This window comes from Pseudomonas monteilii, assembly GCA_001534745.1.
In the GTDB taxonomy this organism is placed as follows: Bacteria; Pseudomonadota; Gammaproteobacteria; order Pseudomonadales; family Pseudomonadaceae; genus Aquipseudomonas; species Aquipseudomonas alabamensis.
On sequence record CP013997.1, the window covers coordinates 4,341,411 to 4,366,440 of the forward strand.

The window sequence follows — 25,030 nt, forward strand, 5'->3', positions numbered from 1 at the left end:
CGTGCCGGAACAGGCCGGTGCCTAGGGAACCGGCCTGCCGACCTGGCGCGTCAGCTGTAGACGCGGCCCAGCACCTGGCGGTGGCTTTCGAACTGGTCCAGGACATCGCGCACGATCTGTTCGGCGCTGAAGCCCATCAGGTCGTACTCCTGACTGCCATCGTGCAGGTACACCTCGGCACGGTAGAAGCGTTGCCGTACCTCCGGCTCGCCCTCGGTCGACAGATCGCCGGCAGGCGCCTGGTAACCGTCCAGGCTCACTTCGTAGACGAACGGATTGCCTTCTTCCATCATCACCCGCAGCCCCATCAGGGCACGGGACTGGCCCAGCCGGCTCTCGACCGCATAGCCCAGGGCACCGAGCTGCGTGGCAGCCTCCTTCAGGGCCGGGCTGACATGCTTGTCCATGTAGCGCTGGACCACCGCCTGCGTCGGCTGCAGCTCCAGGGGCGTCAGGCGCTCACTGAAACCGCGGCGACCCCGGGCCGCCAGTTCGGCGCGTTCTTGCTCGATCTGCACGTCCTGCTTCATGGCCTTGTAGAGGCCGAACATGAACAGTACCAGCACCACCGAGAACGGCAGGCCGGCCAGCACCACCATCGTCTGCATGGCTTCGAAGTTGCCGGCGAACAATAGCCCGATGGTGACCAGGGTGATGACCACCGACCAGAAGATCCGCAGCCAGTTGGGCGCATCCTCGTCGACATGCCCGCCCTTGCAAGACAGGTTGGCCATCATCACCGCGCCGGAGTCGGCGGGCGTCAGGAACAGCACGAAGCCGACGAACACCGCCACACCCACGACGATGCGTGCGGCCGGGAAGTATTCCAGCAGGTGGTAGATCGACATCGACGGCTGCTCGACCGCCGTCTTGCCCAGCTCCACGGCCCCTTGGTTGATCACCAGGTCCAGCGCGGTGTTGCCGAAGATCGACAGCCAGGCCAGGGTGAAGCCCAGCGGGATCAGCAATACGCCAGCAACCAGCTCGCGCACGGTGCGGCCCTTGGAGATGCGCGCGATGAACATGCCCACGAACGGGCCCCAGGAGATCCACCAGGCCCAGTAGAACACGGTCCACAGGCCCAGCCAGCGCTCGGACTTGGCGCCGTCGGGCTCGTAGGCATAGAGGTCGAAGGTCTTGAGCACGAAGCCGTTGAGGTAGTCGCCGACGTTCTGCACGAAGCCATTGAGCAGGTGCAGCGTCTGCCCACTCATCAGCACGAACAGCAACAGGCCGCTGAACAGCACGATGTTCAGGTTGGACAGGCGGCGGATGCCGTTTTCCACACCGGACACCGCCGCGATGGTCGCCACGCCACTCATGACCAGGATGACCACCAGCAGGTTGGTCTTGCTGTGGTCCATGCCGAACAGGTACTCCAGCCCCGAAGCCACCTGCATCGAGCCGATGCCCAGGTTGGTCACCAGGCCCAGCAGGGTCACGAACATGCCGAAGATGTCCACGGCGTGCCCTGCCCCACCTTTCACCCAACGCTCGCCGAACAAGGGGAACAGGGCCGAGCGCAGCGCCAGAGGCTGGTTGTGGCGGTAGGCGAAGTAACCCACGGCCAGCCCCACCAACGCGTAGATGGCCCAGCCGTGCAGCCCCCAGTGCAGGAAGGTCAGCTGCAGGCCCTGACGCGCGGCCTCCAGGCTTCCCGGCGTGCCTTCAGGCGGGTTCAGGTAATGGTCCAGCGGCTCGGAGGCGCCGAAGTACAACAGCGAGATGCCGATGCCCGACGAAAACAGCATGCCGGCCCAGGCGCCATAGCTGAAGTCCGGGTGATCGTCCTTGCCACCGAGCTTGAGCTTGCCGAAATCGGAGAACGCCAGGGCGACGACGAACACCAGGTAACCGCAGATCACCAGCATGTAGTACCAGCCGAACGAGCGGGTCAGCCAGGACTGGGCCACACCCAGCAGGCGACCCGCGGTGTCGGGCACGGCGATCAGCAGCACGGTCAGTGAGAGGATCAGCAAGGCGGAGGTGTAGAACACCACACGGTTGACCCGCACCCGCTCGGCGGGAGGTTTGGTAAGGGAGGCAGAACTCATTGCACGAAGGCTCCGGGCAGGCGCAAGGGAAGGCTAACGATCAGGTGTCGAGCCATAGGTGCAATAGCCCCATGGCTTCAGGTGTTATAAAAAGGATCCGAAAATCGAACGTCTGCGTTGCATGCCGTGATGCCTTGACCCTTCCCGGTGCGCTCGGAACCTTCGTCATGCGGTCGATGGCCGCAGGTGATGCCGTGTTCCGCCTGCTGCTCGGGCCTGTCAACGCCACGTATCACAAGGCTTTCACGATTTTCATCGCGATCATTTGGGCCATCTGGGACGTCATTGACGCCTGTCAATGGCACAAATTGTCGCAGAGCTTATTCTTTATTGATTGAACGTTCAATCAAAACAAAATAGACTGGTCTTCGTCGAGACAGCGGCTTGCCGCCCGCTCGCAGGCCTGAGGAGAAGTACGAGATGCCCAAGGTCGGTATGCAACCCATTCGTCGCCAGCAGTTGATCGACGCTACCTTGACGGCGGTGGATCAGGTCGGCATGGGAGATGCCAGCATCGCGCTGATCGCCCGTTTGGCCGGCGTGTCGAATGGCATCATCAGTCACTACTTTCGGGACAAGAACGGCCTGATCGAAGCGACCATGCGCCATATCCTGAGCATGCTCAACGAAGGCGTCGCACAGCGGCGTCGGGCCCTGGCGGACGACAGCCCGCGGGCCCACCTGAAGGTGATCATCGAAGGCAACTTCGACGCCAGTCAGGTCACCGGACCGGCCATGAAGACCTGGCTGGCCTTCTGGGCCTCGAGCATGCACCAACCGACCTTGCATCGGTTGCAGCGAGTCAACGACCACCGCTTGTACTCGAACCTGTGCTGCCAGTTCCGCCGTGTGCTGCCACTGGACCAGGCACGTGTCGCAGCCCGCGGCCTGGCAGCGTTGATCGACGGATTATGGCTGCGCGGTGCGCTGTCGGGCGACTCGTTCGACACCGAGCAGGCAGTACGCATCGCTTATCAATACATGGATCTACAACTGGCTACCCAGCAGGAACCGGGGCAAACGACCCCCGCCGCTGGAGAACCGCGCGACGTGAATGCCCGATGGGCAGGCGCGCGACGCGGCTAGCCATTCACCCCATTGCACTTGCGAGGACACTATGGCCCGTTTCGGAACGCAAAAACTCTACATCGACGGCGGTTATGTCGACGCCAGCACCGATGCCACCTTCGAAGCCATCAACCCGGCCACGGGCGAAGTGCTCGCCCTCGTGCAGCGGGCTGGCGAAGCTGACGTCGAGCGTGCGGTCGAAAGCGCCGAGCGCGGCCAGAAGGTCTGGGCGGCGATGACCGCCATGCAGCGTTCGCGCATCCTGCGTCGTGCCGTCGACATCCTGCGCGAGCGCAACGACGAGCTGGCCATGCTGGAAACCCTCGACACCGGCAAGTCCTACTCGGAAACCCGCTACGTCGACATCGTCACCGGTGCCGACGTGCTCGAGTACTACGCTGGCCTGGTGCCTGCCATCGAAGGCGAGCAGATCCCCCTGCGTGACAGCTCGTTCGTCTACACCCGCCGCGAGCCGCTGGGCGTGACCGCAGGCATCGGTGCCTGGAACTACCCGATCCAGATCGCCCTGTGGAAATCCGCGCCCGCCCTGGCCGCTGGCAACGCGATGATCTTCAAGCCGAGCGAAGTCACCTCGCTGACCACCCTCAAGCTGGCCGAGATCTACACCGAAGCCGGCCTGCCGGCCGGTGTGTTCAACGTCCTGACCGGCAGCGGTCGCGATGTGGGCGGCCTGCTGACCGAGCACCCGCGCATCGAGAAGATCTCCTTCACCGGCGGCACCACCACCGGCAAGAAGGTCATGGCCAGCGCCTCGAGCTCCTCGCTCAAGGAAGTCACCATGGAACTGGGCGGCAAGTCGCCGCTGATCGTCTGTGAAGACGCCGACCTGGATCGCGCCGCCGACATCGCGATGATGGCCAACTTCTACAGCTCCGGCCAGGTCTGCACCAACGGCACCCGCGTGTTCGTGCCGGCGTCGCTCAAGGAAGCCTTCGAGGCCAAGATCCTCGAGCGCGTGGCGCGTATCCGCGTCGGCAACCCGGAAGACGAGAACACCAACTTCGGCCCGCTGGTCAGCTTCGCCCACATGGAAAGCGTGCTGGGCTACATCGCCAAGGGCAAGGAACAAGGTGCCCGCCTGCTGTGCGGCGGCGAGCGTCTGCAGGAAGGCGACCTGGCCAAGGGTGCCTTCGTGGCGCCGACCGTGTTCACCGACTGCCGCGACGACATGACCATCGTCCAGGAAGAGATCTTCGGCCCGGTCATGAGCATCCTCAGCTACGAGACCGAAGAAGAAGTCATCCGTCGCGCCAACGACACTGACTACGGCCTGGCCGCAGGTGTCTGCACCCAGGACCTGAGCCGCGCCCATCGCATCATCCACAAGCTCGAAGCGGGCATCTGCTGGATCAACGCCTGGGGCGAATCGCCGGCCGAAATGCCGGTCGGTGGCTACAAGCAATCCGGTGTCGGCCGCGAGAACGGCATCAGCTCCCTGGCGCAGTACACCCGCATCAAGTCGGTGCAGGTCGAGCTGGGCGACTACGCGTCGGTGTTCTGAACGACCGCTGCCTGCGGCTAGCTGCAGGACAGGGTCGGTGGCTTTCTCGTCACCGGCCCTGACGGCCCCATTCATTCGCGAGTGTCGCGCAGCTGCCTTGCTTGCAACCTGACGCTGGACACTTGCCGCTCCCCTTCGGAGAAACGTCATGGAATATGATTACATCATCGTCGGTGCCGGCTCGGCCGGTAACACCCTCGCCACGCGCCTGACCGAAGACGCCGGCACCACCGTGCTGCTGCTCGAGGCAGGCGGCCCGGACTACCGGTTCGACTTCCGCACGCAGATGCCGGCCGCCCTGGCCTTCCCCCTGCAAGGTCGCCGCTACAACTGGGCCTACGAGACCGATCCCGAGCCGCACATGGACAACCGTCGCATGGAATGTGGCCGCGGCAAGGGCCTGGGTGGCTCGTCGCTGATCAACGGCATGTGCTACATCCGCGGCAACGCCATGGACTTCGATGGCTGGGCCAAGCTGCCAGGCCTGGAAGACTGGACCTACCTCGATTGCCTGCCCTACTTCCGCAAGGCCGAAACCCGTGACATCGGGCCGAACGATTACCACGGTGGCGACGGCCCGCTCAGCGTGACCACGCCCAAGGCCGGCAACAACCCGTTGTTCAACGCCATGGTCGAAGCCGGTGTGCAGGCGGGCTACCCCCGTACCGAAGACCTCAACGGCTACCAGCAGGAAGGCTTCGGTCCGATGGACCGTTCGGTGACCAAGAACGGCCGTCGCTCCAGCACCGCGCGCGGTTACCTGGACCAGGCCAAGAAGCGTCCGAACCTGACCATCGTCACCCATGCCCTGAGCGACCGCATCCTGTTCGACGGCAAGCGCGCGATCGGCGTGTCCTACCTGGTCGGCGACAGCGAAGAGCGCATCGAGGCCCGTGCCCGCAAGGAAGTGATCGTCAGCTCTGGCGCCATCGCGTCGCCCCAGCTGCTGCAGCGCTCGGGCGTCGGTCCGCGCGCGCTGCTCGAAAGCCTCGACATCCCGGTCGTGCATGACCTGCCGGGCGTGGGCGAGAACCTGCAGGACCACCTGGAGCTGTACTTGCAGTACGCCTGCACCCAGCCCGTGTCGCTGTACCCCTCGCTGCTGTGGTGGAACCAGCCGGCCATCGGTGCCGAGTGGCTGTTCAACGGCACCGGCATCGGCGCCAGCAACCAGTTCGAGGCAGGCGGGTTCATCCGCAGCCGTCCCGAATTCGAGTGGCCGAACATCCAGTACCACTTCCTGCCCGTGGCCATCAACTACAACGGCAGCAAGGGCGTCCAGGAACATGGCTTCCAGGCGCACATGGGGTCGATGCGTTCGCCGAGCCGTGGTCGCGTGCACGTCAAGTCCAAGGACCCGCGCCAGCACCCGAGCATCCTGTTCAACTACATGGCCACCGAGCAGGACTGGCAGGAATTCCGTGACGGCATCCGCCTGACCCGCGAGATCATGGCCCAGCCGGCGCTCGATCAGTACCGCGGTCGCGAGATCAGCCCAGGCGAGCACGTACAGTCGGACGAAGAGCTGGACAAGTTCATCCGCGAGCATGCCGAAACCGCCTACCACCCGTCCTGCTCGTGCAAGATGGGCGACGACGACATGGCCGTGGTCGATGGCCAGGGTCGCGTCCATGGCATGCAAGGCCTGCGCGTGGTGGATGCGTCGATCATGCCGATCATCATCACCGGCAACCTCAACGCGACCACCATCATGATCGCCGAGAAGATCGCCGACCGCATCCGCAACCGCGCACCGCTGCCACGCAGCACCGCCACATACTACGTCGCCGATGGCGCACCGGTGAAAGGCAAGCCGATGCGTGAGGTTGCGCAGGGCTGAGCACGCCTGTGGATAGAAGGCGCTTGCAGGCGCCTCGATCCGCTTTGCCGGACAGACGCACGGTGTCCGTTCAGTAATCGCCTGCATCGCGGGCAAGCTCGCTCCCACACCAGGATGAGCTGCGCCTGCGTCTTGCAGGGTTGCCTGCGGAGCCATGCACCTTGGCAGGCCAGATCGGACCCTATGTGCTCTGGCAGGCCAGGTCGCCTCCCTATGCCCTGGCAGGCTGGATCGATAGTGTGACAGGCTGAATCGGACCTTGTGGGAGCTGGCTTGCCAGCGATGGCGTCCGATCAGCCACCGCCCGCATCGCAGGCAAGCTCGCTTCCCCAGCAACAGCGCAGCGCCGACAGAGCGCCTGCCGACGTCACCCACACGCAATCGCCCCTACCTTTCTTGCCACTCGCTCCTTGCAGCGTGTTGCGCTCCCCACGCCCCTTACACCTCATCAATTCATCAGGTTAGAATCGATTGGCACACGACCTGCTTGTCAATCCAGGTCTTTCCCGTCAACGTCATCGCGGAGTACCTGCATTTGGATGCGAGCACCATCAACAGTCTGTTCTTGATCGGCGCTTTGCTGGTGAGTGCAAGTATCCTGGTCAGTTCGCTGTCGTCACGCCTGGGTATCCCGATCCTGGTGATCATCCTGGCGGTCGGCATGGTCGCCGGCGTGGACGGCGGCGGCATCATCTTCAACAACTACTCGACCGCCTACCTGGTGGGCAACCTGGCGCTGGCGGTGATCCTGCTCGACGGCGGCCTGCGCACCCGAGTGGCAAGCTTCCGGGTGGCCTTGTGGCCCGCGCTGTCGCTGGCCACGGTCGGGGTGTTGATCACCACCGGCCTGACGGGCATGGCCGCCGCCTGGCTGTTCGACCTGAGCCTGATCCAGGGTTTGCTGATCGGTGCCATCGTCGGCTCCACCGACGCCGCGGCGGTGTTTTCGCTGCTCGGCGGCAAGGGCCTCAACGAGCGGGTCACCGCCACCCTGGAGATCGAGTCGGGCAGCAACGACCCGATGGCGGTGTTCCTGACCGTGACCCTGATCGACATGATCGCCAGCCACCAGACCGGCCTGCACTGGAGCCTGCTGACGCACCTGATCCGCGAGTTCGGTATCGGCGGCTTGCTGGGCCTGGGCGGGGGCTGGCTGATGCTGCAACTGGTCAACCGCATCCACCTGGGCAGTGCCCTGTACCCGATTCTGGTGATCGCTGGCGGCCTGGTGGTATTCGCCTTGACCAACGCCCTGCACGGCAGCGGCTTCCTGGCGGTCTACCTGTGCGGCCTGGTGCTGGGTAACCGCCCCATTCGCAGCCGGCATGGCATCCTGCACATGCTCGACGGCATGGCCTGGCTGGCGCAGATCGGCATGTTCCTGGTGCTCGGCCTGCTGGTCACGCCCCATGACCTGTTGCCCATCGCCCTGCCGGCGCTGGGCCTGGCGCTGTGGATGATCCTCTTCGCCCGCCCCCTCTCGGTGGCGGTCGCGCTGCTGCCGTTCAAGGCGTTCCATGGCCGCGAGAAAGGGTTCATTTCCTGGGTCGGACTGCGTGGCGCGGTCCCGATCATCCTGGCGGTCTTCCCGTTGATGGCCGGCCTGCCGGATGCCCAGCTGTTCTTCAACCTGGCCTTCTTCATCGTGCTGGTATCGCTGCTGGTACAAGGCACCAGCCTGCCGTGGATGGCCAAGCTGCTCAAGGTGACCGTGCCACCGGACCCGGCGCCGATTTCGCGTTCGGCACTGGAGGTCAACATCACCAGTGAATGGGAGCTGTTCGTCTATCGCCTGGGTGCCGAGAAATGGTGCATCGGTGCGGCGCTGCGCGAATTGAAGATGCCCGAGGGCACACGCATCGCGGCACTGTTCCGCGGTGAGCAATTGCTGCACCCCTCGGGCAGCACGGTGCTGCAGGTCGACGACCTGCTCTGCGTGATCGGCCACGAGCACCACCTGCCGGCGCTGGGCAAGCTGTTCAGCAAGCCGCCTCAGCGCGGGCAGGACCTGCGCTTCTTCGGCGACTTCGTCCTCGAGGGCGATGCCGAACTGGCCGCCGTGGCAGCGCTGTATGGCCTCAAGCTCGACGTCCAAGACCCGCAGATGCCGCTGGCGCAGTTCATCCGACAGAAGGTCGGGGGCGCGCCCGTGGTGGGCGACCAGATCGAATGGGCCGGTACGTTGTGGACCGTAGCGGCCATGGAAGGGAACAAGATCCTCAAAGTGGGCGTCAAATTCCCCGAAGGTGCTCGACCGGCCCCCGGTCTGTTCCTCTAGAATCCGTCTCCGCCCCGCTCTGCAAGATCCTGACTATGTCCCTGCGCGCAGTTCTCCGCGCAGCCCTTCTGGGGCTGTGCGTTTCCCTTCCGGTCGTCGGCCTGGCTGCCGAGGCACTCACGCCCCAAGGCGTCCAGGGCAGCCTGGACAAGATCGCCGAGCGCAAGCTGCCCGAGGCCGACCAGAAGGCCTTGCAGCAGGTGCTCGAGCAGACCTTGACGCTGCTGGCCAACCAGCAGGACAGCGAGGACAAGCTTGCCGCGCTCAAGCAGCAGCTCGACCAGGCCCCCGGCGAGATCCGTGACAGCCAGCAGGCGCTGATCAAGCTCAAGCAGAGCCCGAACGTGGCGGTGGCCGAGCGCTACGCCAACGCCAGCGTGCCCCAGCTCGAACAGATGCTGGCCGAGCGCAGCACCCAGCAGGGCGACCTGCAGAAAGCGCTGTCCGAAGCCAACAGCCTGATCATCAATTCGCAGACCCGCCCGGAGCGCGCCCAGGCCGAGATCAGCAGCAACCAGACCCGCGCCCAGCAGATCAACAGCAGCCTCAAGTCCGGCAAGGACAACGGCAAGTCGCTCAACGCCGATCAGCGCAACCAGCTCAATGCCGAACTCGCCTCACTCAATGCCCTGACCCTGCTGCGCCGTCAGGAACTGGCGGGCAACAGCCTGCTGCAGGACCTGGGCAATGCCCGGCACGACCTGTTGATCGAGCGTGCCACGCGCCTGGAGCAGGAAATCCAGGACTTGCAGTCGCTGATCAACGCCAAGCGCCTGGCGCAGTCGCAGCAGACCGTCACCCAGCAGTCGATCGAAGCGCAGAAGGCCGGCGGCAGCACCCTGCTGGCCACCGAGAGCGCCGCCAACCTGCGCCTGTCCGACTACCTGCTCAAGAGCACCGACCGCCTCAACGAGCTGACCCAGCAGAACCTGCAGACCAAGCAGCAGCTGGATGTACTGACCCAGGCCGACCAGGCGCTCGACGAGCAGATCAACGTGCTCAAGGGCAGCCTGTTGCTGTCGAAGATCCTCTACAAGCAGAAGCAGGCGCTGCCGCACCTCAAGCTCGACCGTGACCTGGCTGACCAGATCGCCGACATCCGCCTGTACCAGTTCGAGGTCAACCAGCAGCGTGAACAGATGAGCACGCCCGGCAGCTACGTCGAGCGCCTGCTCGCCGGGCAACCGGAAGAAGAGGTCACGCCGGCCTTGCGCAAGGCGCTGCTGGAAGTGGCCATCACCCGCAGCGACCTGCTCGAACGCCTGAACCGCGAACTCAGCGCCCTGCTCAACGAGTCGATCACCCTGCAGCTGAACCAGAAGCAGTTGCTCAGCACGGCCCAGGGGCTGCGCACTACCCTCGACGAGCAGATGTTCTGGATCCCCAGCAACAAGCCGCTGGACTGGGAATGGCTGCGCTACGTGCCGGAACGCTTCGTCGACCAGATCGCCAGCCTGCCGTGGGCATCCGGGTTCAAGGAGCTGTCGGATGGGCTGACCCAACGGCCCCTGCTGTTCCTGCCCCTGCTGGTGCTGATCGCCGCCCTGCTGTGGCGGCGTACCTACCTGTACGAACGCCTGAACGCGGTGCATCAGGACATCGGCCACTTCAAGCGCGACAGCCAGTGGCACACGCCCCAGGCGATCCTGATCAACATCCTGCTGGCATTGCCGGTCGCATTGGGCCTGGCCCTGTGCGGGTATGCCCTGCAGATCGATGCGCGCGGACAGAACGCCAACCTGGGGGCGGCGCTCTGGCAACTGGCCCAGGCCTGGCTGGTGTTCTACACCGCCTACCGCATCCTCTCCCCAGGCGGTGTGGCCGAGGTGCATTTCCGCTGGTACAAGCCCCAGGTCGAGTTCCTGCGCGGCTGGGTACGCCGGCTGGGCACGGTGGTGCTGGCCCTGGTCGGTGTCGTGGCGGTGGCCGAACACCAACCGTCTGCGCTGGCCGAGGACGTGCTCGGCATCGGCGTGGTGCTGGCCTGCTACGCGCTGATGGCCTGGCTGCTCAGCCGCCTGTTGCTCAGCAGCCCGGCGCACCGCGATGCCTCGTTGTTCCGCAAGACCGTGGGCGTCGCCTTCACGGCGCTGCCGATCGCGTTGTTCGTGGCCGTGTGCTTCGGCTATTACTACACCGCCCTCAAGCTGACCGACCGACTCATCTACACCCTCTACCTGCTGCTGTTCTGGCTGGTCATCGAAGCCGCCTTCGTGCGCGGCCTGGGCGTGGCGGCGCGGCGCCTGGCCTACCAGCGTGCCCTGAGCAAGCGCCAGGCGGCCAAAGACAGCCAGGAAGGCGAGGTCATCAGCGAAGAGCCCAAGCTGGACATCGAGCAGGTCAACCAGCAATCGCTGCGCCTGATCCGTTTGGCCCTGCTGGGCGGCTTCATCGGCGGGCTGTACTGGGTCTGGTCGGACCTGATCACGGTGTTCTCGTACCTCAACAACATCACGCTCTACGAATACACCAGCGGCACCGGCGCGACCGCCAGCATGGTACCGATCAGCCTGGGCGACCTGCTCAGCGCCATGGTGATCGTGGGCATCACCTTCGCCCTGGCCGGCAACCTGCCCGGCCTGCTCGAAGTCCTGGTGCTGTCGCGGCTCAACCTGGCCCAGGGCAGCGCCTACGCCACCACCACCCTGCTGTCCTACGCCATCGCCGGCATCGGCTTCGTCAGCACCCTGTCGACCCTCGGCCTGAGCTGGGACAAGCTGCAGTGGCTGGTCGCGGCCCTGTCCCTGGGCCTGGGCTTCGGCATGCAGGAGATCTTCGCCAACTTCATTTCCGGGATCATGATCCTGTTCGAACGCCCGGCGCGGATCGGTGACACCATCACCATCGGCAACCTGTCGGGCACGGTGAGCAAGATCCGCATCCGTGCCACCACCATCACTGACTTCGACCGCAAGGACATCATCGTCCCGAACAAGACTTTCATCACCGGGCAGTTGATCAACTGGTCGCTGACCGACACCATCACCCGCGTCACGCTCAAGCTGGGCATCGACTACGGCTCGGATCTGGAACTGGTACGCGACCTGCTGCTCAAGGGCGCCCACGAGAACCCGCGCGTGCTCAAGGACCCCGAGCCGCTGGTGTACTTCCTCAATTTCGGCGAGAACGCCCTGGAGCATGAGCTGCGCATGCACGTGCGCGACCTGGGCGACCGCAACCCGACGCTCGACGAAATCAACCGATACATCGACCGTGAATTCCGCGCCCATGGCATCAAGATCTCGGTGCGCCAGGTGGAGGTGTTCCTGATGGACACCCAAGGCACCCGGCAGCAACTGATCGCACGGGGTGGCGACGTCGGTCAGATCGATGGCACTGGATCGATCTGAACCCGGTCCACTGACCATGAGCGCGCGGTGACATGACGCTGGGCGACATCGGGCAGGTTGGTGCGAGGTCCTTGGGCTTGTCGCGGTGGCCGCCCTCGCACCCTGTAAGGAGCACTCTCTTGAAAACGCTCGATCAACTGACGTTCGACAACCGCTTCGCCCGCCTGGGCGATGCCTTCTCCACCCAAGTCCTGCCCGAGCCGATTGCCGAGCCGCGCCTGGTGGTGGCCAGCGAAGCGGCGATGGCGCTGCTCGACCTGGACCCCAGCGAGGCCAGCACGCCCCTGTTCGCCGAGCTGTTCAGCGGACATAAGCTATGGGAAGAGGCCGATCCGCGCGCGATGGTCTATTCCGGCCACCAGTTCGGTGGCTACACGCCGCGCCTGGGCGATGGCCGTGGGCTGTTGCTCGGCGAAGTGCTCAACGACGCGGGCGAACACTGGGACCTGCACCTCAAGGGCGCCGGGCCGACTCCCTACTCGCGCATGGGTGATGGACGCGCGGTACTGCGCTCGTCGATTCGCGAATTCCTCGCTTCCGAGGCCCTGCACGCGCTGGGCATTCCCAGCAGCCGTGCCCTGTGCGTGGTCGGCTCGAGCACGACCGTGTGGCGCGAGACTGCCGAAACCGCAGCGATGGTGCTGCGCCTGGCCGAGAGCCATATCCGCTTCGGGCATTTCGAGTATTTCTACTACACCCGTCAGCCGGAACAGGCGCAGGCCCTGCTCGATCATGTGCTCCAGGCCCACTACCCCGAATGCCTGCAGGACGAGCAGCCGTGCCTGGCGATGTTCCGCGCCATCGTCGAAGCCAACGCCGAGCTGATCGCCCGTTGGCAGGCCTACGGGTTCTGCCACGGGGTGATGAACACCGACAACATGTCGATCCTGGGCATCACTTTCGATTTCGGCCCGTTTGCCTTCCTCGACGACTTCGACGCCAACTTCATCTGCAACCACTCCGACGACCGGGGTCGCTACAGCTACAGCAACCAGGTGCCGATCGCCCACTGGAACCTCAGCGCCCTGGCCCAGGCCCTCACGCCTTTCGTCGAGGTCGAGGCGCTGAAGCAGGCGCTGGACCTGTTCCTGCCGCTGTACCAGACCCATTACCTGGACCTGATGCGCCGTCGCCTGGGCTTCACGGTCGCCGAGCCGGATGACCTGGAGCTGGTCGAGCGGCTGTTGCAACTGATGCAGAAAGGCGCCGTGGACTACCACCTGTTCTTCCGCCAGTTGGGCGACCAACCTGTGGCCGAGGCCCTGCGCGTGGTACGCGACGACTTCGTCGACCTGGCCGGTTTCGATCAGTGGGGCGAGGCTTACCTGGCCCGCTGCACCCGTGAACCGGACAACGCGAGCGGTCGCCGCGCCCGTATGCATGCGGTCAATCCACTGTACGTGCTGCGCAACTACCTCGCCCAACAGGCCATCGAAGCGGCCGAGGCGGGGGACTACACCGAGGTGCGTCGGTTGCACCATGTGCTGAGTAAGCCTTTCGAAGAACAACCTGGGATGCAGGCCTATGCCGAGCGGCCACCGACATGGGGCAAGCATCTGGAGATCAGTTGTTCCTCGTGATGTTCCGTGCAATGCCCTCAAGGGTCATGCACTGGCCAGTAAAGACTCGTACGGTATTCGCAAGCCGTCGTGCAGACGTTTGATCATGGACAGGCTAAGGCCGCGTTTCCCGTTCAGCACTTCAGAAACGCGGCCGCTAGGCCCGATGTATTTCTCTAAATCACGTGCGCTTAGACCCTGTTGCTCCATGCAAAACTTGATCGCAGCTACCGGGGTAGCAGGATGGATCGGATAGTGTTGGTTCTCATACACTTCGATCAAGGTTACCAAAATCTCCATTTCATCGGCCTCTGGCGTACCTGGCTCAGCCTGGAAAATCGCTTCGAGCCGCTGAAAGGCTACGTGCAGGTCATCATCTGTACGGATCGGCTTAATATTCATTGATCGTCTCCACGTCTATCTCGTCATAGCGCTTGTGCGTACCGATGAACTTTACCCAAGCGATACCGGCCCGATACTGCATTTCAACTACAAGCCGGTACTTGTTACCTGCAACATTGAACACAACGCGATTTTTCGCACAGATGCTTGCACTGCCTATCTGATTCTTGACGTCTTGTGGACTACGCCACGAGGCCTTAAGCGCGATGTCATGCCAACTTTCCAGTGCTGCCTTAGCATCCTCATGTCCCGGCAGTTCCCAAAATTTAACTAGCGTGCTTTTGGCTATGACGCGCATCCGAGCTCAATCTCCCGTTTTGGGAGATGATAATGCTGTACGTTGCTTCTCGCAAGCAGGACGATGAGGCGTTAGCCGTGCCGGGACCCTCTCTTTACTCGATGAATCGGTTACCCCTTTCGAATCCTTTCCTCCTGCAAGCAGTTCCACGAACGCATTGGCCATGGCAGACAAGGCGCCCTGCCGACGTACCAGCCAGACGGCACTCATGGCGCCTTCATCGGTCAGCGTCCGGTACACCACACCCTCGATGCGCATGCGCTGGTAGGACGCGGGCAGCACCGATACGCCCAAGCCTGCGGCTACCAGCCCGATGATCGTCATCACCTCCCCGGCTTCCTGGGCAATGCGCGGCGTGAATCCGGCCTGGCGGGCCAGACTCAGCAACTGGGCGTACAGCCCGCTGCCATAACTGCGCGGGAAGAACACAAAGGGCTCCTCGGCCAGCGCCGTCATCGAGAGTCCTTCCTCGCTCGCCGCCAGGGGATGCGCCGCATTGAGCACGGCGATCAAGGGTTCATTGAACAGCGGCGTGACGATCAATCCTTCCGGCAATGGCATCGGCCGCATCAACCCGATATCGAGCGTGGCGTCGAACACCCCGTCCGCCACTTCGCGGCTGCTCATTTCCTTGAGGTCCAGATGCACGGCCGGAAAGCGTTGTCGGAACGTACGTAGGGCCTTGGGAATACGGGACGTGAAGGGCGCCGAGGAGGTAAAGCCGATTTTTAACTCACCCAGTTCGCCTTGCTGGGCTCGACGCGCGACATCGGCCGCCCGTTCGACTTGCGCCAGCACCTGCCGTGCTTCTTCCAGGAACAGCCGCCCGGCCTCGCTCAACTCGACCCGTCTGTTGTTGCGATCGAACAAGCGGGCACCGACCTCCTGTTCCAGGGCCTGAATCTGCTGGCTCAGCGGTGGCTGGGAAATGCCCAGTTGCTGCGCGGCGCGACCGAAATGCAGTTCCTCGGCGACGGCGATGAAATACCGCAGATGACGCAGTTCCATGCTGACCTCAATGAGTCGTCAAAGCTATCAAATAGGTCGAACAATATATTGGATCTAATCATTAGCCAGCTATATGATTTTTCCTGTCGCTCATTGGCTCATGCCCGAGGTGTTCGTCGTGAAAGCCGCTGCCGTTCCTTTGCCTGCCCACGCCGCTCTGTCCACGGCCGGAGTGCGCCCCGAGGTGTGGATCGAGAAAGGCACACCGGCCTTCATGCGCACGGTGCTGGCCCTGTTCAGTGGTGGGTTCGCCACGTTCGCCCTGCTGTACTGCGTGCAGCCGATGATGCCGCTGCTGTCGCAGGAGTTCTCGATCAACGCGGCGCAGAGCAGCCTGGTGCTGTCGGTCTCCACGGCGATGCTGGCAATCGGTCTCTTGGTGACCGGGCCGATTTCCGATCGCATCGGGCGCAAGCCGGTGATGCTCTTCGCCCTGGTGTGCGCCGCCGTGGCGACGGTGGCCAGTGCGCTGATGCCGACCTGGGAGAGCGTGCTGGTGACGCGCGCGCTGGTCGGCCTGTCGCTGAGCGGGCTGGCGGCCGTGGCCATGACCTACCTCAGCGAAGAGATTCATCCGAGCCATATCGGCCTGGCCATGGGGCTGTACATCGGCGGCAATGCCATCGGCGGCATGAGCGGGCGCCTGATCGCGGGCGTGCTGATCGACTTCGTCAGCTGGCACATCGCGATGTTGATCATCGGCGGGCTGGGCCTGATCGCGGCGGCGGTGTTCTGGAAGGTGCTGCCCGAGTCGCGCAACTTCCGCCCCCAGCCGCTACGGCCTCGAAGCCTGCTCGAAGGGTTCACGATGCACTTCAAGGACGCCGGGCTGCCCTGGCTGTTCCTCGAGGCCTTCCTGCTGATGGGTGCGTTCGTCACCCTGTTCAACTACATCGGCTACCGACTGCTGGCCGGGCCCTACCATTTGAACCAGGCGTGGGTCGGGCTGCTGTCGGTGGTGTACCTGTCGGGCATCTACAGCTCGGCGCAGGTGGGCGCCCTGGCCGACCGGCTGGGTCGGCGCAAGGTGTTCTGGGCCAGCATCCTGGTGATGGGCGGGGGCATGCTGACCACTCTGGCCAGCCCGCTGCCGCTGATCATCGTCGGCATGCTGGTGTTCACCTTCGGCTTCTTCGGCGCGCATTCGGTCGCCAGCAGCTGGATCGGTCGTCGTGCGCTGAAGGCCAAGGGGCAGGCGTCTTCCCTGTATTTGTTCAGCTACTACGCCGGTTCGAGCGTGGCGGGTACGGCAGGCGGGATGTTCTGGCACTGGGGCGGCTGGAGTGGGGTTGGGCTGTTCATCGGCGCATTGCTGAGCGTGGCCTTGCTGGTGGCGCTGCACCTGAGCCGGTTGGCGCCGAAGACGGCTTGAGGTTGGTGGGGCGTTGGTCTGGTGAATAAGGCTGGACCGTAGAGGCTTCCTCGCTGGCAAGCCAGCTCCCACCCAGATCTTTGTAGCGTCGGTCTAGGCATGGCTGCGCAAGCAGTTTGTGGAGCTTGCCCGCAACGCAGGCGACGCCTGACAGGGCCCTATCGCTGGCAAGCCAGCTCCCACCCAGATCTTTGTAGCCGTCGGCCTAGGCATGGCTGCGCAAGCAGTTTGTGGGAGCGGGCTTGCCCGCGATGAAGCCACCGCGTTCGAAGCAGGTCTTCGCAGGTTTTGAGGCCGGCGGGGCAAGGCACGATGGCGTCATCCTCCTTGCCGCACCACGCCTGTTCAGTTGACGAGTTCGACCGTATCCACATCCACTTCACGATTGACCAGGTGCTTCTCTACCTCGCCGGTCAGCTTGACCTTGGTCTTGTCGTTGAACGGGGTCGCTGGCAGGTCTTCATCGTCGATCTCGACGGTGATGGTGCCGGTGTTGTCCTTGAACTCGTACTTGTCGTCGTTGTTGATCTTCTTGGTCACGAAGCCTTGCAGCACGACGGGGGTATCGTCGGCGGCCTCTTTGGCGGCGGCCACGCTGGTGACAGGCTGAGCGCCCGGGCCGGTGTAGCCTGCAGCCAGGACGGCGGTGCTGAAGAGCGGGGCGAGCAGCAGGGTGAGGTAACGTGCTTTCATGGTTCGAATCCTGTCTGGGTGGGAATGGGGCCAGCTTACCCAGACAGGCTGAAACCAAGCTTAATCCGCTCTGCCGCGGGTGCTACACCGACAGCGCATGCGAGACCGACTCAGGCGTGGTAAGGCGCGGACAGTTCGTGCACCGCTTCGATGAACGCTCCGGCGTGTGCCGGATCGACTTCCGGCGTGATGCCATGCCCGAGGTTGAAGACATGGCCCGTGCCGCGACCGTAACTGGCCAGGATACGGCCCACTTCCTGGCGAATGGCCTCGGGTTTGGCGTACAGCACGGTCGGGTCCATGTTGCCTTGCAGAGCGACCCGTTCGCCCACCCGGCGACGGGCTTCGCCGATGTCGCAGGTCCAGTCCAGACCCAGTGCATCGGCCCCGGCGTCGGCAATGCTCTCGAGCCACAGGCCGCCGTTCTTGGTGAACAGGATCACGGGCACCTTGCGGCCTTCACGCTCGCGGATCAGGCCGCTGACGATCTTGCGCATGTAGGCCAGAGAGAACTCCTGGTAGGCCGCCGACGACAGGTTGCCACCCCAGGTATCGAAGATCTGCACCGCCTGAGCGCCGGCCTCGATCTGCCCGTTGAGGTACTGGGTGACCGACTGGGCCAGCTTGTCCAGCAGCAGGTGCATGGCCTGTGGATCGTCGTACAGCATCGCCTTGGTCTTGCGGAAGTCTTTCGATGAGCCGCCTTCGACCATGTAGGTCGCCAGCGTCCAGGGGCTGCCGGAGAAGCCGATCAGCGGTACGCGACCGTTGAGCGCCTGGCGAATGGTGCTGACCGCGTCCATGACGTAGCCCAGATCCTTGTGGGCATCCGGCACCGGCAGGGCCTCGATGTCGGCACGGGTGTTGATGACCTTGCGAAAGCGCGGCCCTTCGCCGGTTTCGAAGTACAGGCCCTGCCCCATGGCATCGGGAATGGTGAGGATGTCGGAGAACAGGATCGCCGCATCCAGCGGGTAGCGGTCCAACGGCTGCAGGGTCACCTCGCAGGCGAACTGCGGGTTCTTGCACAGGCTCATGAAGTCACCGGCCTTGGCGCGACTGGCGCGGTACTCCGGCAGGTAGCGGCCGGCCTGGCGCATCATCCAGACAGGGGTCACGTCCACGGGTTGCTTGAGCAGCGCGCGCAGGAAACGGTCGTTCTTCAGGGCAGTCATGTCGGCATCCGGGAAAAGAGTGGAGGCATTTTCTCAGACACACGACAAAAAGGCACGGCGAACGCCGTGAAGACGGTTGGTTCAACGAATTGGAGGGGTGGTTGCGAGCCACAAGCTACAAGCTACATGCGGAGATCGCGGTGGGTGGGGGCGCATTCATGGCTGCCCCCACACGTTCAGCTCGCAGCTTGCCACTTGCTGCTTGCCTCTCAGACCTCCAGGTAGTCCAGGATCCCCTCGGCCGCCGTGCGGCCTTCGAAGATCGCGGTCACCACCAGGTCGGAGCCGCGCACCATGTCACCCCCGGCGAAGATCTTCGGGTGGCTGGTCTGGTGCTTGAAGCGGCCCTGCTCGGGCGCGACGACACGGCCCTGGCTGTCGGTCCGGATGTCGAACTGTTCGAACCAGGCGGCCGGGCTGGGCCGGAAACCGAAGGCGATGACCACGGCATCGGCCGGCAGGATCTGTTCGGACCCCGGAATCGGCTCGGGACTGCGGCGACCCCGGGCGTCGGGCTCGCCGAGACGGGTCTCGACCACTTTCACGCCTTCGACCCGGTCCTCGCCGACGATGGCGATCGGCTGGCGGTTGTAGAGGAACTTCACGCCCTCTTCCTTGGCGTTCTTCACTTCCTTGCGCGAACCCGGCATGTTCGCCTCGTCACGGCGGTAGGCACAGGTGACGGACTTGGCGCCCTGGCGGATCGAGGTGCGGTTGCAGTCCATCGCCGTATCGCCACCCCCCAGGACCACCACGGTCTTGCCCTGCATGTCGACGAAGTCTTCCGGCGCCTTCTCGAAGCCCAGGTTGCGGTTGACGTTGGCGACCAGGAAGTCCAGCGCATCGTGCACGCCCGGCAGGTCTTCGCCCGGGAAGCCACCTTTCATGTAGGTGTAGGTGCCCATGCCCATGAACACCGCATCGTACTCGGCGAGCAACTGCTCCAGGGTGACGTCCCTGCCGATCTCGGTGTTCAGGCGGAACTCGATGCCCATGCCGGTGAAGACTTCGCGGCGATTGCTCAGCACGGTCTTCTCGAGCTTGAACTCAGGGATGCCGAAGGTCAGCAGACCACCGATCTCCGGGTTGCGGTCGAACACCACCGGCGTCACACCTGCACGCACCAGCACGTCGGCACACCCCAGCCCCGCAGGGCCGGCACCGATGATGGCGACACGCTTGCCGGTCGGCTTGACCTTGGACATGTCCGGGCGCCAGCCCATGGCGAATGCGGTGTCGGTGATGTACTTCTCCACCGAACCGATGGTGACCGCGCCGAAACCGTCGTTCAGGGTGCAGGCACCCTCGCAGAGGCGGTCCTGCGGGCAGACCCGGCCACAGACTTCCGGCAGGGTGTTGGTCTGGTGCGACAGCTCGGCCGCCGCCAGGATGTTGCCTTCGGACACCAGCTTGAGCCAGTTGGGAATGAAGTTGTGCACCGGGCACTTCCATTCACAGTACGGGTTGCCACACCCCAGGCAGCGGTGCGCCTGTTCGGTGGTCTGCTGCGGCTTGAAGGGTTCGTAGATCTCGACGAACTCCTTCTTGCGCTGGCGCAGCAGCTTTTTCTTGGGATCCTTGCGCCCTACTTCGATGAACTGGAAGTCATTGCTCAGACGTTCAGCCATTTTCAAAACCTCTTGACAGCAGCGGCGAGCTTCACGCTTCAAGCCGCAAGTCGATCACGTAAGCCGGTGAGTGCTGGGCTGCCATCGCGTGCAGCCTGGCACTCACTACTTGCAGCGGTGTTATTGCGGGTTGGCGCGGGTGCTGGAGAGCAGGTGCTTGAGGTTGGCCGCCTTGGGCTTGACCAGCCAGAAGCGCCGCACGTAGTCCTCCAGGTTCTCCGAGAGCTCACGCCCCCACTCGCTGCCGGTTTCCTGCACGTATTCGGCCAGGACGCGCGCCAGGTGCGTGCGGTAGGCCTCCATCGCCTCGCCACTGATGCGCTGGATTTCCACCAGCTCGTGGTTGAGCTTGTCGACGAAGGTGTTGTCCTGGTCGAGCACGTAGGCGAAACCGCCGGTCATGCCAGAGCCGAAGTTGTAACCGGTCTTGCCCAGGACGCAGACGAAGCCACCGGTCATGTATTCACAGCAGTGATCGCCCGTGCCTTCCACCACCGCGTGGGCACCGGAGTTGCGCACGCCGAAACGCTCGCCCGCCGTGCCGGCGGCGAACAGCCGGCCACCGGTGGCGCCATACAGGCAGGTATTGCCGATGATGGCGCTGTGCTGCGTCTCGAACGGGCTGCCGGCCGGTGGCACGATGGTCAGCTTGCCACCGGTCATGCCCTTGCCGACGTAGTCATTGGCATCGCCTTCCAGGTGCAGGTGCAGGCCACCGGCGTTCCAGACGCCGAAGCTCTGCCCGGCCGTGCCCTTGAAGCGGAAGGTGAGCGGCGCGGCGGCCATGCCCTGGTTGCCATGCAGGCGGGCGATCTCGCCGGACACCCGCGCACCGATGGAGCGGTCGCAGTTGCAGATGTTCAGGTCGAAGCTGCCACCGGCCTTGTCGCGCACGGCCGGCAGGGCCAGGGCGACCATCTTCTCGGCCAGCTCGCCCTTGTCGAACGGCGGGTTCTTCTCGACCTGGCAGAACTGCGGCTTGTCGGCCGGCACATGGCTGCTGCCCAGCAGCGGGCTGAGGTCCAGGTGCTGCTGGCGCTCGGTGTCGCCCGGCAGCACGTCCAGCAGGTCGGTACGACCGATCAGCTCACCCAGGCTGCGCACGCCCAGGCGCGCCAGCCACTCGCGGGTTTCCTCGGCGACGAAGGTGAAGAAGTTCACCACCATGTCGACGGTGCCGATGTAGTGGTCCTTGCGCAGCTTGTCGTTCTGCGTGGCCACGCCCGTGGCGCAGTTGTTCAGGTGGCAGATGCGCAGGTACTTGCAGCCCAGGGCGATCATCGGCGCGGTGCCGAAGCCGAAGCTCTCGGCGCCGAGAATGGCCGCCTTGATCACGTCCAGGCCGGTCTTCAGGCCGCCGTCGGTCTGCACTCGCACCTTGCCGCGCAGGTCGTTGCCACGCAGGGTCTGGTGCGTTTCGGCCAGGCCCAGTTCCCATGGCGCACCGGCGTACTTGATCGAGGTCAGCGGCGAGGCGCCGGTACCACCGTCGTAGCCGGAGATGGTGATGAGGTCGGCGTAGGCCTTGGCCACACCTGCGGCGATGGTGCCGACGCCGGCCTCGGCGACCAGCTTGACCGACACCAGCGCCTGCGGATTGACCTGCTTGAGGTCGAAGATCAGCTGGGCCAGGTCTTCGATCGAGTAGATGTCGTGGTGCGGAGGTGGCGAGATCAGCGTCACACCCGGGACCGCGTAGCGCAGCTTGGCGATCAGGCCATTGACCTTGCCGCCCGGCAGCTGACCGCCCTCACCGGGCTTGGCGCCTTGGGCCACCTTGATCTGCAGCACTTCGGCGTTGACCAGGTATTCGGGGGTGACGCCGAAACGGCCCGTGGCCACCTGCTTGATCTTGGAACTGCGCAGGGTGCCGTAGCGCGCCGGGTCTTCGCCGCCTTCGCCGGAGTTGGAGCGTGCGCCCAGGCGGTTCATCGCCTCGGCCAGGGCTTCGTGCGCCTCGGGCGACAACGCACCGAGGGAGATACCGGCGGAGTCGAAGCGCTTGAGGATCTCGGTCAGCGGCTCGACCTGCTCCAGGGTGATCGGCTGCTCGGCGACCTTGACCTTGAGCAGGTCACGGATCATCGACACCGGGCGCTGATCGACCAGCGCGGTGTATTCCTTGAACTTGACGTAGTCGCCCTGCTGCACGGCGGCCTGCAAGGTGTTGACCACGTCCGGGTTGTAGGCGTGGTATTCGCCGCCGTGGACGAACTTCAGCAGCCCGCCTTGCTGGATCGGCTTGCGCGCGCTCCAGGCTTCGATCGCCAGCAGCTTCTGGTCACCTTCGAGGTCGACGAAGCGCGCGCCCTTGATACGGCTCGGCACACCCTTGAAGCTCAGGCCGACCACCTCGTCCGACAGGCCGATCGCTTCGAACAGCTGGGCGCCGCGGTAGGAGGCGATGGTGGAGATGCCCATCTTCGAGAGGATCTTGAGCAGGCCCTTGGAGATGCCCTTGCGGTAGTACTTGAACACCTCGTCCAGGTCGCCCAGCACTTCGCCGGTACGGATCAGGTCGGCCAGCACTTCGTAGGCCAGGTAGGGGTAGACCGCCGAGGCGCCGAAGCCGATCAGCACGGCGAAGTGGTGCGGATCGCGCGCCGTGGCGGTTTCCACCAGGATGTTGCTGTCGCAGCGCAGGCCCTGCTCGGTCAGACGATGGTGCACCGCGCCGACGGCCAGCGAAGCATGCACCGGCAACTTGCCCGGTGCGATGGCACGGTCGCTGAGCACCAGCTGGGTCTTGCCGCCACGGACCGCTTCTTCGGCCTGGTCGGCGATGTTGCGGATGGCCGCTTCGAGGCCGATGTGTTCTTCGTAGTTGAGGTCGATCAGCTCACGCTCGAACCCGTCGCGCTCCAGCGCCATCAGCGAGCGCCACTTGGCCGGGGACACCACCGGCGAGCTGAGGATCACCCGCGAGGCATGCTCGGGGGACTCCTGGAAGATGTTGCGCTCGGCGCCCAGGCAGATTTCCAGCGACATGACGATCGCTTCGCGCAGCGGATCGATCGGCGGGTTGGTGACCTGGGCGAACTGCTGACGGAAATAGTCGAACGGCGACCGTACGCGCCGCGACAGGATCGCCATGGGTGTGTCGTCGCCCATCGAGCCGACCGCTTCCTGGCCCTGCTCGCCCAGCGGGCGCAGTACCTGATCGCGTTCTTCGAAGGTGACCTGGAACATCTTCATGTACTGCTTGAGCTGATCGACGTCGTAGCTGGCCACGCCGGGGTCATCGCTCAGGTTGGCCTGGATGCGCAGGGCATGCTGGCGCAACCAGCGCTTGTACGGGTGGCGCGACTTGAGGCGGTTGTCGATCGCATCGGTGTCGAGGATCTGTCCGGTCTCGGTATCGACGGCGAAGATCTGACCAGGGCCGACGCGCCCCTTGGCGATCACGTCTTCGGGCTTGTAGTCCCACACGCCGATCTCGGACGCCAGGGTGATGTAGCCATTGGTGGTGGTCACCCAGCGCGCCGGACGCAGGCCGTTGCGGTCGAGCAGGCACACCGCGTGACGGCCTTCGGTCATTACCACACCGGCCGGGCCGTCCCACGGCTCCATGTGCATGGAGTTGTATTCGTAGAACGCGCGCAGGTCGGCGTCCATGGTCTCGACGTTCTGCCAGGCCGGCGGAATGATCATGCGCACGCCACGGAACAGGTCGATGCCGCCGGTCACCATCAGCTCGAGCATGTTGTCCATGCTGGAAGAGTCGGAGCCCACGCGGTTGACCAGTGGACCGAGTTCCTCGAGGTCCGGGATCAGGTCGTTGGCGAACTTGGTACGCCGGGCCATGGCCCAGTTGCGGTTGCCGGTGATGGTGTTGATCTCGCCGTTGTGGGCGAGGAACCGGAACGGCTGTGCCAGTGGCCACTTGGGCAAGGTATTGGTGGAGAAGCGCTGGTGGAACACGCAGATGGCGGTCTGCAGACGCTCGTCACCCAGGTCCGGGAAGAAGGCGGCGAGGTCCGCCGGCATCATCAGCCCTTTGTAGATGATGGTCTTGTGCGAAAAGCTGCAGATGTAGTGATCGGCATCGGCGGCGTTGGCCACCGAGGAACGACGACGGGCGCTGAACAGCTTGATGGCGAAGTCCTGGTCGCTCAGCCCTTCCCCGCCGATGAACACCTGCTCGATCTGCGGCAGGCGCTCGAGCGCCAGCTGGCCCAGCACGCTGGTGTCGATCGGCACCTTGCGCCAGCCGACCAGCTGCAGGCCGGCCGCCAGGATTTCACGGTCCATGTTGGCGCGGGCCGCTTCGGCCTTGGCCGGGTCCTGATTGAAGAACACCATGCCCACGGCGTACTGCGCGGGCAGCTCGACGCCGAACTGTTCGGTCGCCACGGCACGCAGGAAGGCGTCGGGCTTCTGCATCAGCAGGCCACAGCCGTCACCGGTCTTGCCGTCGGCGTTGATCCCGCCACGGTGGGTCATGCACGTCAGGGCTTGCATGGCGGTTTGCAGCAGGTGGTGACTCGGCGTGCCCGTCATGTGGGCAATCAGGCCGAAGCCACAGTTATCCTTGAATTCTTCGGGACGATACAGACCTGTTTTCATAGACACATTCTCACCAGGTTCGCCTCTCAACCAAGGCAAATCTCTTTTTTAAACAAACACTTACCATCCGCGCTGATCATTTGCCAGCTTTTTGTGCGGGGGTAATGGATGGGCATTGTGGCACAGCGGCGATCGCGCTCACAAACGATAGTGACGATCCACTTACGCTTTATGTCGCATTTTTGAATGCTTGTCGCGATTTTTATGTGTTACCGCG

The 25,030-nt window shown here is 64.2% G+C and carries 14 protein-coding genes and 1 pseudogene; 7 read left to right on the forward strand and 8 right to left on the reverse strand.

All coding sequences use genetic code 11. From position 1 onward, the window contains the following. Positions 1–50: 50 nt before the first annotated feature. On the reverse strand, positions 51–2,054 hold the full coding sequence (locus APT63_18590; GenBank protein ID AMA47475.1) for a beta-aspartyl-peptidase: 2,004 nt from the start codon (positions 2,052–2,054) through the stop codon (positions 51–53). A 420-nt stretch (positions 2,055–2,474) separates the two neighbouring features. On the opposite strand from APT63_18590, the gene APT63_18595 reads away from it, so the two are divergent. The 6 genes from APT63_18595 (at position 2,475) to APT63_18620 (ending at position 13,692) form a co-directional block, all read left to right on the forward strand. Next, positions 2,475–3,140 (forward strand): transcriptional repressor BetI, encoded by a 666-nt coding sequence (locus tag APT63_18595; protein AMA47476.1) that lies wholly within the window; start codon positions 2,475–2,477, stop codon positions 3,138–3,140. A gap of 31 nt (positions 3,141–3,171) precedes the next feature. After that, positions 3,172–4,644 carry a betaine-aldehyde dehydrogenase gene (locus APT63_18600; protein AMA47477.1) on the forward strand — a complete coding sequence of 491 codons (1,473 nt, stop codon included), beginning with the start codon at positions 3,172–3,174 and terminating at the stop codon, positions 4,642–4,644. A gap of 148 nt (positions 4,645–4,792) precedes the next feature. Then, positions 4,793–6,484: a choline dehydrogenase gene (locus APT63_18605; GenBank protein AMA47478.1), complete on the forward strand. Its 1,692-nt coding sequence runs from the start codon at positions 4,793–4,795 to the stop codon at positions 6,482–6,484. A gap of 535 nt (positions 6,485–7,019) precedes the next feature. Beyond that, on the forward strand, positions 7,020–8,762 hold the full coding sequence (cvrA, locus tag APT63_18610; protein AMA47943.1) for a K+/H+ antiporter: 1,743 nt from the start codon (positions 7,020–7,022) through the stop codon (positions 8,760–8,762). 35 nt (positions 8,763–8,797) lie between these two features. After that, on the forward strand, positions 8,798–12,112 hold the full coding sequence (locus tag APT63_18615) for a potassium transporter KefA (protein ID AMA47479.1): 3,315 nt from the start codon (positions 8,798–8,800) through the stop codon (positions 12,110–12,112). A gap of 119 nt (positions 12,113–12,231) precedes the next feature. Beyond that, the gene (locus APT63_18620; protein AMA47480.1) at positions 12,232–13,692 is read left to right on the forward strand and encodes a hypothetical protein; all 1,461 of its coding nucleotides are present in this window, start codon (positions 12,232–12,234) and stop codon (positions 13,690–13,692) included. 24 nt (positions 13,693–13,716) lie between these two features. Here the strand turns inward: APT63_18620 and APT63_18625 are convergent, their stop codons facing one another. The 3 genes and pseudogenes from APT63_18625 to APT63_18635 form a co-directional block, all read right to left on the reverse strand. Further along, positions 13,717–14,073: a transcriptional regulator gene (locus tag APT63_18625; GenBank protein ID AMA47481.1), complete on the reverse strand. Its 357-nt coding sequence runs from the start codon at positions 14,071–14,073 to the stop codon at positions 13,717–13,719. Then, a complete protein-coding gene (locus APT63_18630) occupies positions 14,063–14,371 on the reverse strand; it encodes an addiction module toxin RelE (protein AMA47482.1) in 309 nt (102 codons plus the stop codon). The genes APT63_18625 and APT63_18630 overlap by 11 nt, the downstream gene beginning before the upstream one ends. A gap of 132 nt (positions 14,372–14,503) precedes the next feature. Then, positions 14,504–15,379, reverse strand: a pseudogene (locus APT63_18635) (LysR family transcriptional regulator). Positions 15,380–15,518: 139 nt separating this feature from the next. Here APT63_18635 and APT63_18640 point away from each other — a divergent pair. Then, positions 15,519–16,751, forward strand: a complete 1,233-nt coding sequence (locus tag APT63_18640; GenBank protein ID AMA47944.1) for a hypothetical protein — start codon at positions 15,519–15,521, stop codon at positions 16,749–16,751. 345 nt (positions 16,752–17,096) lie between these two features. On the opposite strand, the gene APT63_18645 is transcribed toward APT63_18640, so the two are convergent. The 4 genes from APT63_18645 to gltB form a co-directional block, all read right to left on the reverse strand. Next, on the reverse strand, positions 17,097–17,444 hold the full coding sequence (locus APT63_18645; GenBank protein ID AMA47483.1) for a stress-induced protein YgiW: 348 nt from the start codon (positions 17,442–17,444) through the stop codon (positions 17,097–17,099). A gap of 110 nt (positions 17,445–17,554) precedes the next feature. Beyond that, positions 17,555–18,619: a uroporphyrinogen decarboxylase gene (gene hemE, locus APT63_18650; GenBank protein AMA47484.1), complete on the reverse strand. Its 1,065-nt coding sequence runs from the start codon at positions 18,617–18,619 to the stop codon at positions 17,555–17,557. 209 nt (positions 18,620–18,828) lie between these two features. After that, positions 18,829–20,247: a glutamate synthase gene (locus APT63_18655; GenBank protein ID AMA47485.1), complete on the reverse strand. Its 1,419-nt coding sequence runs from the start codon at positions 20,245–20,247 to the stop codon at positions 18,829–18,831. A gap of 120 nt (positions 20,248–20,367) precedes the next feature. After that, positions 20,368–24,813 (reverse strand): glutamate synthase large subunit, encoded by a 4,446-nt coding sequence (gene gltB, locus APT63_18660; protein AMA47486.1) that lies wholly within the window; start codon positions 24,811–24,813, stop codon positions 20,368–20,370. Between the last annotated feature and the right edge of the window lie 217 nt (positions 24,814–25,030).